Here is a 12567-nt window from a genome sequence, read left to right on the forward strand (position 1 = left end):
ATGATTAAGAATTTTCAAAATATACAAAAAGACCCGGCTAACCGGGCTTTTTTGTTCGGTGACGGAGTATGGGTTTCTTTTTATATCAGAAATAATGAGGTTATTCTGGCAGAAGAATGCTATTTCTATCTTATGGCTTCTATGCGTAAGCTTCGGCTAAATATTCCGCAGTCTTATACACTAGAGTTTTTTAAACAATTATTTCAGGAAGAAGTAATTGATAAAGGAACAAAGAATGCTATTGTCCGATTCTTTGCTTACAGAGGTGATAATGGTCTTAATATGGCTAAAAATGAAGTGGAATATTATTTTGAAGCAGAGGAAGCAGAAGATGTTTTAGCAAGTGCTAAAGACTATGAAATGGATCTTATAAAGGAGATCAATGTCAATACAAATCTTCTGAGCAATATCCATGTGCATTCTCCGGAAAATATATATGCAGGAATCTATGCATCCGAAAATGATCTGGATGATGTTATATTGCTGAATCCTGATAAAAGAATTGCAAGAACATCGCAGGGAAATATCTTGTTATTAACTGATAATACACTGCGTGTTCCGAAACATACTGAAGGTGCATATATCTCTCCGCTGTTGGAGTCATTTGTCACTTTTCTGGATAAAAAAGGACTGGCTCTTCTGGAGGAAGCTGAGATTATTGCCTTTGAAACTCAGAAAGCAGATGAAGTCCTGATGATTTCTGAAACGAATGGAATTCACCACGTAACAAAAATTAGAAATAAAGAGTTTTCTAAAACGAAATTTGCAAGCCTATTAGAGGAGTGGCAAAATAGTTTTAACTAAGCTTTTACAAACTTTTTCAGTATCCGTAAGATTTTTTGAGCATCACGGTCCCGGTAATCTTTTAAGTCAAAAGAATAATCCTGGGATGTTGTTTTAATGTTCAGAATCTTATGGGTAAGGGAATACTTACTCACTTCATTAAAGTATATCAGCGTATTCTTTCGGGTATTAATTTTTATCTGAAGGGTTTTGCTGTTCCAGCCCACAAAGTTTTTCAGAATTAGATTCTGGACAATGGTTTTTCCAAATACAACGACAATAAATGCATATGCAGCCATCTTGTACCAGTAGAGCTGTTCATAAGATATGTTTTTTACAAAATTAAGTCCGATAACAGCGGTTACACCAATAATGATGCTGGTGATATTGAAAATGCTAAGCGCATTGTTGAAATAAATTCGTTTCAAAATAGTTCTGATTGTTATTTATAAATGATGAACCCTTTGATTAGTTCTGAGAAATGTCTTCAGGCGCATTTGCCCATAACAAAAATTCTCCGCCTAACCCCTGCATTATTTTTTTCCACAAGTTCTGGTCATTGGATTCCGTGTAATCCAGATTAATAACTTCTATAACTGTCCACATCTTATTTTTCACTTCACCTTCCAGTTGTTGGGGAGACCATCCTGAATAGCCGGAAAATATTTTGATATCTTTTGTTTCCAGTTCCTGTTTTACAATAAGGTCTATTACCTCTTCAACATTGTCTGTAAGGTAGTAGTCTTCGTTGATTTCAGAATTTACAGAAGTAGCTCTTTCTCCATGAATGATGAAAAATATTTTGTCCTGAGATATAGGCCCGCCTTCGTATACCTCAATATCATTTTGCATGATTTTATTGAAGCGTTTACTCAGGAAATTATTTTTCTTATTAAGGATAAGGCCAAAGGCTCCTGATTCGTTGTGTTCGATGATGAGGACAACAGAGCGGGAAAATATATCTCCGGAAATATCAGGTGTGGAGATTAAAATCTTACCTTTGTAGGAGTTATTCATACTCAAAAATAATATTTTTTCGATGGAAAACCTACACGACAGAAGAAAAGTTTATGAAAAAGCAGAATTGCTTGAAAGTCAAATCGAACAGTCGCCTTTTGAAATATTCAAAATATGGCTGAAAGCCGCAGAAGAAGATACAAGTGTTGTAGAAGCCAATGCAATGGATGTCTCCACAGTAGACGATGACGGTTGCCCAAGAACCAGAATCGTACTACTAAAAGAATATTCTGATAAAGGATTTGTATTTTTTACCAATTATAATAGTTACAAAGGAACAGCTATAGCGCATAATCCTAAAGCCTGTCTTCACTTTTTCTGGTCCTCTTTGGAGCGTCAGGTAACCATTAAAGCAGAAATGGTAAAAACATCAGTACAGGATTCCGATACTTATTTCCATTCACGTCCCCGTGGCAGTCAAATAGGAGCTGTTGTATCTCCACAAAGCAGTGTTATTCCGGACAGAAATTTTCTTGAAGAAAAGCTTGCAGAAACGGAGAAGTTATTCGAAAATAAAGAAATAGAAAGACCTGAGCATTGGGGTGGGTATATTGCTAAACCGTATGAGATTGAATTCTGGCAAGGACGACCTAACAGATTACACGACCGTATAGTCTATACTAAAGCTGAAGATGGAAGCTGGACAACTGAACGCCTGGCTCCATAGACATAAAAAAAGCTGCCCATTGGGCAGCTTAATTTCTTTTAAGAAACTACTTATTATTTCTTTTTGCCGTTTACAGATTCTGCTAACTCAGAACCAGCCTTAAACTTAGCTACTTTTTTAGCAGCGATTTTAATTGGTTTCTTTGTTGAAGGGTTGATACCTTGTCTAGCAGCTCTTTCAGCTACGGAAAAAGTTCCGAAACCTACTAAAGATACTTTACCATCTTTTTTCTTCAATGTAGAAGATACATTAGAAATGAAAGATTCTAATGCTTTCTTAGCTGCTACTTTAGTGATATCAGCATCCTTTGCAATTGCGTCGATTAATTCAGACTTGTTCATAGTAAATAATATTTAAAGTTTAATTTAACTAATAGCAAATATAACACAAATTTTGTCTCATGCAAATAATTAGTGTTTTTTTTTAATAAAAGCATGCTAATACTTCTCAAAGGGTTGAAATTTAATAATGCATGTTTTTACTAAAATGCTGCTTTACGGGTAACTAAAAGCGTGCCAAAAGTCCATGACAACGTATTTTTAAAGAATTGTTAATATTTTGCTTTGAATTATCATATTTTAAATTTTAAGTGTTTATAGGGGTTTATTTAATGATTTTTATGAAAAGGCTCATTATATGTAGGTTAGCAGTAGTCATATTGCCTTTGACGTTTCTTTTTTTTAATATGCATACTTTGAAGAATTCTTTTGCCTTTCGCCGGAAACCAGTAAATTTGCATTATGCTAATAGAAGTTTTTAAATCCAAAATACACAGAGTTAAAGTAACTGAGTCAGATCTTAATTATATAGGTAGTATTACTATAGACGAAGATCTTATTGATGCAGCGGGACTTGTTGTGGGGGAAAGAGTTTACATTGTGAATGTGAATAACGGTGAAAGATTTGATACTTACGTAATAAAAGGAAAGAGAAATTCAGGAGAAATCTGCCTGAACGGACCTGCCGCACGTAAAGTACACAAAGGAGATATCATTATTATTATTGCTTATGCACAAATGACTCCGGAAGAAGCCCAAACATTCCAACCAAAAATAGTTTTCCCGAACGAAGAAACTAACCTGTTAACTTAATAAATGGCAGAGGCTAAAAAAAATAATGCACTAAAGACAGCCCTTACTATTGGAATATCTTTAGCGATAGCTGCTTTTTTTATGTGGCTGGCATTACGAGGTCTTGATGAAAAGAACAGGCAAGGAATTAAAAATGCTTTTGTTAAAGCCAATTATTTCTGGGTTTTTGCTGCATTTGTCTTTGGGATTATGGCATACTGGATTCGTGCTATTCGCTGGAATATGTTTTTAGAGCCTATGGGCTACAAAATATCCAATTCTAATGCGCTTTGGACATTATCCTTCGGCTATTTAATGAATCTTACTATTCCCCGAAGCGGAGAAGTTGCAAGAGCAACAGCGTTATATGGTGTAGAAAAAGTTCCGGTAGATAAATCTTTTGGAACTATTATCCTGGAAAGGGTCGTAGATCTGTTCTTCATGATGTTGTTTTTACTGCTTACCGCAATTTTTAAATATGAAGCACTTATATCTTTCTATAATTATCTGACAAAGCAGAAAGAGAATACACCACAGCAAGAACAAGGTTTTCCTTGGAAATGGCTAATAGTAGGTTGCATAGGATTAGGAGTCATATTGTTTATTGCTTTTCGCAAAAAGCTACAGCAAACTTCGATATATGCTAAAGTTATAAACTTTGGAATAGGGCTTATAGACGGGCTGAGATCCATAGTTCAGATAAAAAATAAACTAAAATTTTTCCTGTATTCAGCAGGGATCTGGACTTGTTACTATTTTGCTGCTTATTTAATATGCTTTGCCTTACCTGAGACTTCTTCCTTTGGATTTGCAGACGGATTCTTCCTGATTACAGTAGGAACATTAGGAATGATGGTGCCGGCTTCTGGAGGTATTGGTGCATATCACCTGGCATTAAAGTTAGGTGTAATGGGACTCTTTTTAGCCTGGGGTAAAGATCCTGAGGCTGGAGCTGAAGTAGGTCTTAGCTATGCTTTCTTATCGCATACACTTCAATTATTTATTATGTTATCTATGGGATTAATCTCTATACCGCTTTTGGCAAAAGCCAGAAAAATATAAAGGCTGAGCATATCTTTATTTCAGATTAGATTTAAATCAAAATATTATCTTTGCATATAACGATAGCAATAAAATGCTATTATAAATACAATAACAGGGGGAAATCCCTATAAAGAAAGAACATGACAATAGACAACAATCATGTAGTTGCTTTAAACTACACGCTTCATACAATTGAAGAAAACGGTGAAAAAACTTTTGTTGAGCAAACAACAAGTGAGAACCCATTAACATTTTTATATGGTGTTGGAATGATGATTCCTAAATTCGAGGAAAACATCAAAGGTCTTACAGTAGGTGACAAAACTTCTTTCACAATTGCTCCTGAAGAAGCTTATGGTGAAAAAGATCCTAATGCATTGGCTCAATTACCAGTAGACATGTTCAAAGAATCTGGTATGCCACCAGTAGGAGCAATGCTTCCTTTATCTGATAACCAGGGAAATAATTTCCAGGCTATTGTTGTAGAAGTTACTCCGGAGGTTGTAATCGCAGATCTTAACCACCCAATGGCTGGTAAGACGTTAAACTTCGATGTTGAAGTTTTATCAACTCGTCCTGCTACAGAAGAAGAACTTTCTCACGGTCACGCTCATGGTGTTGACGGTACAGAAGGTCACTAAAAAATAAAAGCCCGGCTTTTGCCGGGCATTTTTATTTTAATCAAAGACGGTTTCCTGTTTGCATTAGCCTATCAGGAATTTTTATTTTCCTATTTTTGCCAAAAAAAGATGGAACAGCAATCTAAAGATCCTTTACACGGAAAAAAACTAGTCGATATTCTGGAAGAATTGGTAGACTATTATCAGGGTTTTGAAGAGCTGGGAAATCAAATTAATATCCGCTGTTTTACTCATGATCCGAGTATCGGCTCCTCTTTAAAATTTCTCCGCAGAACCCCATGGGCCAGAACCAAAGTGGAAAGCCTTTATTTATATGTCTTAAGACAAAAAAAGAAGAAAGGGTTATTGTAGTATTCTGTAAATCAAAATGAGCTATAACCAAAATGATTATTATATTTTAGATTAAAGCTTTGACTAGACATCAATAGAAATATAACTGTATCAAAAAAGGCAATTATAAAGGGAATAAATGTCCAGGAAAAAAATAAATAGAACAACCCTTTTTTAGTTTCTCCTAAATAGAAACGATGTATTCCAAGGCCTCCAAGGAAAAATGCTAATAGAACGGTGATAAACTTGTTTTTCATAATTACATTCTTTCTAAAATTTCAATTTTTTTATGATTAAATTCCTCTTGCGAGATGAGTTGATTATCCAAAAGGGATTTCAATTTTTGTAAGACAGCTAAAGGATCTTCTTTATGATCTGTTGTATTTGGGGTTTCGGTTGCGGGAGAGAGGTTATTAACAATAATTCCGCCACCTGCTGCGGCTCTCTTTTCTTCGAGAGCACGTTGTCTTCTATATTCCATCATATCTTCTTCTTTGCCCTGAGCATATTGGTATAGCTTTCTTGCTTGTTGCTTTGGAAGGTAATCGAGCATATTTATAAATCCATATATAGTTTTTATTTTAAATGTTGCTCCTAATATGCCTTCACTCATGTGGCAGTCGGCAATATCTTTCCATAAGTAATCCTGAAAATTCATAGCAAATCCAAAATTTTTAGGTCTGCAGAAAATTATTCTCTTATTAGTTAATGCAATACAATCAGGAGAAATGTTTACGGCTGGTTTCTTCTGAACAGCAATATAATCTACATGCTCGTCTGTAGTTAATAGTCCATTTACCTTTTCTAATATTTTTTCTACAGCCTTGGGATCTTGTTCTTCATTTAAGAACTTTTTTAAATCATTAATCATATTTTACAGCGATTTAATGGTGAAACATTTGTAATGTTTTCCCTGTTTTACAGTTGCTAAATTATAATCTAAGCATTAGAATTAATTACGGTTTTCCGTAATTGTGTGGTATTAATAAAAAAAATCCCCTTAGAATTCTAAGAGGATTTAATGTATAAGAGTTTTTTTATAATTATCCGAATGCTCTTTTTAAAAGGCTTTCCACTTTCGGTTCGCTACCACGGAAGTTTTTATACAACTCCATAGGATCTTTAGTTCCTCCTGAGGATAATAATACTTTATATTTCGCTGCTGTTTCCGGATTGAAAATTCCGGTTTCTTTGAAATAAGCAAAAGCATCTGCATCCAGTACCTCTGCCCATTTATATGAATAATACCCTGAAGCGTAACCACCCTGAAATACGTGGGAGAAGCTTGGGCTAATTGCTGTTTCCGGATTTACGGGATACAATTGAGTTGCCTTAGTTTGTGCATCTTCAAAAGTTTTGATGTCTTTTACTTCATCAACCTTTATATGATAAGCCATATCCAGTAATCCAAATCCTAACTGACGCAGGGTCTGATAACCTTCCATAAAGTTTTTGGAGTTCTCAATTTTCTCAATCTTTGCATCGCTTAGTACTTCACCTGTTTGGTAATGTTGTGCGAAGGTTTTCAGGAATTCAGGTTCGTAGCAGAAGTTCTCCAGAAACTGAGAAGGTAATTCTACAAAATCCCATTTTACAGATGTCCCGGAAAGACCAGGATATTGAGTGTTTGCTAAAATTCCGTGGATAGCATGTCCAAATTCATGGAATAATGTAGTTACTTCCTGGAATGTTAGTAAACTCGGTGTATCTCCACTTGGCTTGTTGAAATTACATACCACTGAAATATGTGGACGGCTATTTTCTCCATTTTGCTTGTATTGGTTTTTATAGCTTGTCATCCATGCGCCGGCACGCTTTCCTTTTCTTGGGAAATAATCCACATACAGGATTGCTTTGTATTGTTGATTGTTAGCCGAACTTTCGGAGACTTCTTTTACTTCATAGGTTCTTACTTCATCGTGGTATTTCGGAATGTCTTTTCTTTCCTCAAAAGTAAGCCCGAATAATTGCTTAGCAAGACGGAAAACAGCATCCTGCACTTTTTCCAGAGGGAAATAAGGCTTTAGCTCCTCATCATTCAAATCATATTTTTGCTTTCTTAGTTTCTCAGCATAGAAAGAATGATCATAGTTTTGCATATCCTCTATTCCGTCAGCTTTAGCCAGAGTTTTTAATTCTTCTATTTCTTTTTGGCTGTATGGCGTTGCTTTCTCTAGCAGTTCGTGCAGAAAACTTTCAACCTTTTGTGGTGATTTTGCCATTCTTTCTTCCAATACAAAAGCAGCATAGTTTTCATAACCCAAAAGTTTTGCTTTCTGGTTTCTGAGGCTGATAATATCTTTAATCATTTGCTGATTGTCGAATTCACCACCGTCAAAAGATTTTTTACCATTGGCTAAAGCCAGCTCCTGGCGTAATGCACGATTTTCTGCATACGTCATAAAAGGAACATAGCTAGGATACTGCAGGCTTACTGTCCAGCCGTCCAGCCCTCTTTCTTTAGCTTCCTCTGCATATTGTGCAACAATAGCTTCCGGAATTCCGGCAAGGTCTTCTTTTTCTGTCAGATGCTTTACATAAGCATTTGTAGCGGCCAATACATTTTGTCCAAACTGAAGCTGTTTTGTGGATAACTCTATACTAATCTTTTTTAGCTTTTCTTTATCCTCCTCATTCAGTAAGGCACCATTTCTTACAAAACCTTTGTAGGTTTCATTTAGTAAAGTTTGTTGCTCTTCATTCAGTTCATAGTTTGTCTTTTCGTCGTATACTTTTTTAATACGTTCAAATAGCTTCTCATTCTGAGATATTTTAGAAGAGTATTCTGTTAGTAAAGGCGAAACCTCCTGTGCAATTTGTTGGATTTCATCATTGGTCTCAGCAGAATTGAGGTTGAAGAAGATATTGGAAACCACATCCAGTTGCTCCCCTGCATAAGCTAATGCTTCAATCGTATTGGAAAAAGTCGGGGTTTCCGGGTTGTTGGCTATCTGTTCAATTTCTGCTTCGGATTTTTTTATCAATTCCTGAAATGCAGGAAGGTAATCTGTGTTTTTTATCTGGTCAAAAGGAGCCGTATGAAACGGAGTTTGAAAGGATTCTAATAAAATATTGTTCATTTAAATCTTAAATTTTTAGAGATATAAATTTACAAAATTCGCACCAATAATATTGTTTACCTTTGTTGTTAATAACTATTAAAATCTAAACTATGAAGAAATTTTTTAAAATCATGCTATGGCTTTTTGCAATAGTATTCATCCTTCTCACTGTTACCATGTTTGTGCTGGGTAAAAAATACCATTACGAGAAAGCTATTACGATTAATGCTACACCGGACAAGATATGGCCTCATATCAATTCTATGAAAGCGCTGAATGAATGGAGTCCTTATATGAGCCTTGATCCTAATATGAAAAGAACTTATAGTGGAACGTCCGGAGAAATAGGGGATACTTTCAAGTGGGAAAGCAATAAAAAAGAAGCAGGTACAGGAGAGCAGAAATTAATTGAAATTGTCCCAGGGCAAAGTGTAAAAACAAGTCTTCATTTTATCAAGCCTAATGAAGGACTGGGTATAGCTAATCTTATGTTGAATCCGGAAGGTAATCAGACTAAAGTAACTTGGAGTCTGGATACAGAAATGGATTATCCTATGAATCTTATGAAACTTTTTATGGATGGCTTCATGGATGATGCTTATGGAAGAGGACTTAAGAGTCTGAAAGAAATCAGCGAACAGTAAAAGGCTGTATTATAATAACAAAAACCCTCACAGATTTCTGTAAGGGTTTTTGTTTATTTTTCATCGTATTTTTTTCCAATTGATCTTAGATAGCGGATCAGGCTTTCCGGTCTGTCAGTCTGAATAATATTTGCTCCTTTCCGGATCATCCATCCCCAATGTACATCTGGCTGGTCTTCTGCGAGGTCATCATCATGCCCTGCACAAAGTTCCGGCCACAGGGCATTGATCCATATTAATGCTTTTTTACTTTTTATGAGCTTCAGAAGCTGATCGGCTTTCGGTGTATCATCTTTAATGATAACTTCGTATGCAACAGGATTAAAGATAGCTGAGAAATCATTGATATAGGTTTCCGGATTTACTACCTCATCTCTTTTATAGATGCTATAATCTTCCGGCCATACCATTGGCATATAGATTATGTTATCCAGCTTGTTGCCTGTTTCTTTTTTCAGTTCAGATGCCTTCTTATTTCCTTTTAATATAATCTGCTCTCTGGTTCCGGTTTTGTTAGCGATGGTAAGAACCTCATCCAGATAGTCCCAGGCTTTATCCAGGTTGAGCATAATTCTTTTACCTTTAATAAAATTAAGCATTTCTTCAAGCGTCGGAACTTTCTCACGCGTCGGCATGGAAGCACCGTTTCGTAAAATGAGTGTTCTCACATAATCTAATGTTACATCCGATATTTTACCAGTACCATTCGTGGTACGGTCTAATTTAGGGTCGTGCATAATGATGAGCTGCCCGTCTTTAGTTTTCTGGATATCTATTTCCACAATATCGACACCCATTTTAATAGCGCCTGCAACTGCCTTTATGGAATTTTCCGGATAGTTTCGCCAGTCGCCACGGTGTGCAACTACGAGTACTTTATCCTTTGGAAAGTTTTTACTGAAGTAATTGGTTTGTGAGAAAAAGAACTGGCATAAGAGGAAAGCCAGAACAAAAGTATATTTTGATATTTTTGGTATCATAGTTTTTTTTATTGATAGTGGTTAATAATAGAGTCCTTTTGCTTTTAGAAAATTAATTAGTTCTTTGGGTCTGTCAGTCTGGATTATATTTACTGCATGATCGGTATACCATTGGTAAATATTGGGGTTATCCAGTACTTTGTCATCTTCATGCCCGGCATTGTGATGTGGCCATAAAGAATTTACCCAGACTTTTGCTCCCTTTTTTCGGACTTCTTTGAAATCGATTAGCTTGGATTCATCATTTCCTATCGTAAACTCAAATCCATAGACTTTATAATGATCCAGGTACTCCTTTATTTTTTGCCAGCCCTCCAGGTTATTCAGCCGGATAATAGGCATGTACTTTATATCATTTTTAATATTACCATACTTTCTGTTGAATTCCGGATAGGTTTCCGTTCCTTTGAACAAAACCTGGTCCAGCATATTTCTTTGTTTCAGCATAGGGTATACAATATTGATATAATCAAAACCTTTATCCAGATTAATAAGGATTTTGTCTTTTGTAATATCCAATATTTCCTCCAGAGTAGGTATTGGCATTTGTGTTTTGCTGCCAAGGCCGTCCCGCAAACTAAACTTTCGGATCTCTTCGAGTGTATAATCGGATACCTGACCTTTTCCTGTGGTAGTTCTGTCAATAGTTTTATCATGCATCAGAACAAGCTTTCCGTCTTTGGTTATTGCCAGATCCAGTTCTACCATATTAATACCTTTTTCAATTGCTTTTTTTACAGCCCATACAGAATTTTCCGGAGCTTCCCGCCAATCGGCCCTGTGAGCAACAACCATTACTTTGTCTTCTGGAAATCCGGATAAGGAAACTTGTTGTCCCCATGCAAATCCGGAAACCAGAAGAAGTAAAATAAATAGTGTAATATTTGAGAATCTATTAGTCATTTTCTGAGATTTTTAGATTAATAACCCGGATTTTGTTTAATGGAGGGGTCTGTATTAATTTGTCCTTGTGGAACAGGCATTATCAGATTGTGCTGTTGGATTTTTGCAGTGCTGTATCCGGGTGTATTTTCGAAATGCTTCGTCATTACTTCTATTGCTTTACCTGTTCTTACCAAATCGAACCAACGATGTCCTTCGCCAATTAGTTCTTTTCTTCTCTCAGTAGCAATCTCATCCAACAGCGTGTTTTTATCGGAGATATTAACATTATCCAATCCGGCTCTTGTTTTTATTTTATTCACATAAACATTCGCATTGGCAGCATCACCTGTTTGGGCGTAACATTCGGCAAGCATCAGATAAACTTCAGCAAGTCTCAGTACGACAACATTACTGCCACTGTCTGCAATTACATCAGATGTTTTCACCAGTTTTTTAGTGTAAGGAACTCCACCAGGTGTAAGGCCTATATAAGCATCTCTTCGCTTGTCCTTAGAAGAGTACATATTATAGATCTCTTTAGTAGGTAAATTATGACCTTTGGCTCCGGGTACAAATCCGGAAGGGCTAAACATCTGAAAAGCGCTATTCCCTTCAGAGTTGGCATTAATTCCTGAAGCGAACTGAACATCGAAAATAATCTCAGAATTATTTTTGTTGGCTGGTGAAAAAATTTGAGCAACATCGCTTTGCAAACTGTATCCTAAACCTTCTGACTGCTTTAGGTAAGGAATTGCTTCATTGAATTTTCCATTTGTAATCAGGACTTTTGCCAGTATTCCCAATGCTGCACCTTTTGTAGCTCTGCCTTTCTGAGCTGTAGAGGCAGGGAGTAAAGCGATAGCGTCTGTAAGTTCTTTTACAATAAATGCATAAATATCCGCTGTGGTATTTCTGCCTTTACCAAAATAGTTATTAACATTAGTCGTTTCTTCTGTACTTAGCGGAACATCTCCAAAAATCCTTACCAAATCGAAATACATTAGGGCGCGCAAAAATTTCATCTCACCAATTCTGTAATTTTTAATCTGGCTGTCCATAGCCACAGGGGTTATTCTGTTCAGTACGATATTGGCCTGCTGAATTCCGATATAGTGATCGCGCCATGCCTTTGCTAATAGATCATTTTTAGCCTGTATTGTAAAAAAGTCAAATTCACCATAGGTAAAGCTGTCGTTTGCCGGAACTTCATCAAATGTATTATCCGAAGGAATTTCTCCTATAGTAGGCATTGCCAGTTGATATTGTCCGTCGTATTGCAATGCTCCGTAGGTTGCATTTACTCCTTGTTCCAGCTGATCAGCGTCTTTGTAAAAGTTAGTGGTAATTTTGGTGCTGTCAGGAGATGTATTCAGAACATCTGACGAACATGATGCCATAAGAAAAGCAAAGACGGCAACTGATATATTTTTTTTCATGATTGATC

16 protein-coding genes are annotated in these 12567 nt (G+C 36.2%); 7 read left to right on the top strand and 9 right to left on the bottom strand.

Annotated features, from left to right (window positions below):
• Positions 1-804: an aminotransferase class IV gene (locus C8J95_RS07130; RefSeq protein WP_107807750.1), complete on the top strand. Its 804-nt coding sequence runs from the start codon at positions 1-3 to the stop codon at positions 802-804.
• Here C8J95_RS07130 and C8J95_RS07135 read toward each other — a convergent pair.
• Both C8J95_RS07135 and C8J95_RS07140 read right to left on the bottom strand, forming a co-directional pair.
• A complete protein-coding gene (locus tag C8J95_RS07135) occupies positions 801-1211 on the bottom strand; it encodes a hypothetical protein (RefSeq protein ID WP_045182112.1) in 411 nt (136 codons plus the stop codon). The genes C8J95_RS07130 and C8J95_RS07135 overlap by 4 nt on opposite strands.
• A gap of 40 nt (positions 1212-1251) precedes the next feature.
• Positions 1252-1800 (bottom strand): YqgE/AlgH family protein, encoded by a 549-nt coding sequence (locus tag C8J95_RS07140; RefSeq protein ID WP_107807751.1) that lies wholly within the window; start codon positions 1798-1800, stop codon positions 1252-1254.
• Between the two features lie 22 nt (positions 1801-1822).
• On the opposite strand from C8J95_RS07140, the gene pdxH reads away from it, so the two are divergent.
• A complete protein-coding gene (gene pdxH / locus C8J95_RS07145; protein WP_107807752.1) occupies positions 1823-2467 on the top strand; it encodes a pyridoxamine 5'-phosphate oxidase in 645 nt (214 codons plus the stop codon).
• Positions 2468-2520: 53 nt separating this feature from the next.
• Here pdxH and C8J95_RS07150 read toward each other — a convergent pair whose 3' ends face one another.
• The gene (locus tag C8J95_RS07150; RefSeq protein ID WP_034869473.1) at positions 2521-2808 is read right to left on the bottom strand and encodes an HU family DNA-binding protein; all 288 of its coding nucleotides are present in this window, start codon (positions 2806-2808) and stop codon (positions 2521-2523) included.
• A 399-nt stretch (positions 2809-3207) separates the two neighbouring features.
• On the opposite strand from C8J95_RS07150, the gene panD reads away from it, so the two are divergent.
• The 4 genes from panD (at position 3208) to C8J95_RS07170 (ending at position 5573) form a co-directional block, all read left to right on the top strand.
• A complete protein-coding gene (panD, locus tag C8J95_RS07155) occupies positions 3208-3558 on the top strand; it encodes an aspartate 1-decarboxylase (protein WP_034848729.1) in 351 nt (116 codons plus the stop codon).
• A gap of 3 nt (positions 3559-3561) precedes the next feature.
• On the top strand, positions 3562-4599 hold the full coding sequence (locus C8J95_RS07160; RefSeq protein ID WP_107807753.1) for a lysylphosphatidylglycerol synthase transmembrane domain-containing protein: 1038 nt from the start codon (positions 3562-3564) through the stop codon (positions 4597-4599).
• A gap of 122 nt (positions 4600-4721) precedes the next feature.
• The gene (locus C8J95_RS07165; protein ID WP_034869468.1) at positions 4722-5222 is read left to right on the top strand and encodes a peptidylprolyl isomerase; all 501 of its coding nucleotides are present in this window, start codon (positions 4722-4724) and stop codon (positions 5220-5222) included.
• A gap of 108 nt (positions 5223-5330) precedes the next feature.
• Positions 5331-5573, top strand: coding sequence for a VF530 family DNA-binding protein (locus C8J95_RS07170; RefSeq protein ID WP_034869467.1), 243 nt, complete (start codon positions 5331-5333; stop codon positions 5571-5573).
• 11 nt (positions 5574-5584) lie between these two features.
• Here the strand turns inward: C8J95_RS07170 and C8J95_RS07175 are convergent, their stop codons facing one another.
• The 3 genes from C8J95_RS07175 to C8J95_RS07185 all read right to left on the bottom strand — a co-directional run bounded on the left by C8J95_RS07175 (position 5585) and on the right by C8J95_RS07185 (position 8632).
• Positions 5585-5809 carry a TM2 domain-containing protein gene (locus C8J95_RS07175; RefSeq protein WP_107807754.1) on the bottom strand — a complete coding sequence of 75 codons (225 nt, stop codon included), beginning with the start codon at positions 5807-5809 and terminating at the stop codon, positions 5585-5587.
• A gap of 2 nt (positions 5810-5811) precedes the next feature.
• Entirely contained in the window at positions 5812-6423 is a 612-nt protein-coding gene (locus tag C8J95_RS07180) for a PH domain-containing protein (protein WP_221407235.1), read from the bottom strand.
• Between the two features lie 172 nt (positions 6424-6595).
• Positions 6596-8632, bottom strand: coding sequence for a M3 family metallopeptidase (locus C8J95_RS07185; RefSeq protein WP_107807755.1), 2037 nt, complete (start codon positions 8630-8632; stop codon positions 6596-6598).
• 92 nt (positions 8633-8724) lie between these two features.
• On the opposite strand from C8J95_RS07185, the gene C8J95_RS07190 reads away from it, so the two are divergent.
• Positions 8725-9258, top strand: a complete 534-nt coding sequence (locus C8J95_RS07190; RefSeq protein WP_107807756.1) for an SRPBCC family protein — start codon at positions 8725-8727, stop codon at positions 9256-9258.
• 53 nt (positions 9259-9311) lie between these two features.
• On the opposite strand, the gene C8J95_RS07195 is transcribed toward C8J95_RS07190, so the two are convergent.
• Genes C8J95_RS07195 through C8J95_RS07205 form a run of 3 tightly spaced genes read right to left on the bottom strand, consistent with a single transcriptional unit; the run spans position 9312 to position 12559 of the window.
• A complete protein-coding gene (locus tag C8J95_RS07195; protein WP_107807757.1) occupies positions 9312-10238 on the bottom strand; it encodes a glycerophosphodiester phosphodiesterase family protein in 927 nt (308 codons plus the stop codon).
• 21 nt (positions 10239-10259) lie between these two features.
• The gene (locus C8J95_RS07200) at positions 10260-11141 is read right to left on the bottom strand and encodes a glycerophosphodiester phosphodiesterase family protein (RefSeq protein ID WP_221407236.1); all 882 of its coding nucleotides are present in this window, start codon (positions 11139-11141) and stop codon (positions 10260-10262) included.
• Between the two features lie 17 nt (positions 11142-11158).
• Positions 11159-12559, bottom strand: a complete 1401-nt coding sequence (locus tag C8J95_RS07205; protein WP_107807758.1) for a RagB/SusD family nutrient uptake outer membrane protein — start codon at positions 12557-12559, stop codon at positions 11159-11161.
• Positions 12560-12567 lie beyond the last annotated feature (8 nt).

The organism is Elizabethkingia sp. YR214 (genome assembly GCF_003058195.1).
Classification (GTDB): domain Bacteria; phylum Bacteroidota; class Bacteroidia; order Flavobacteriales; family Weeksellaceae; genus Elizabethkingia.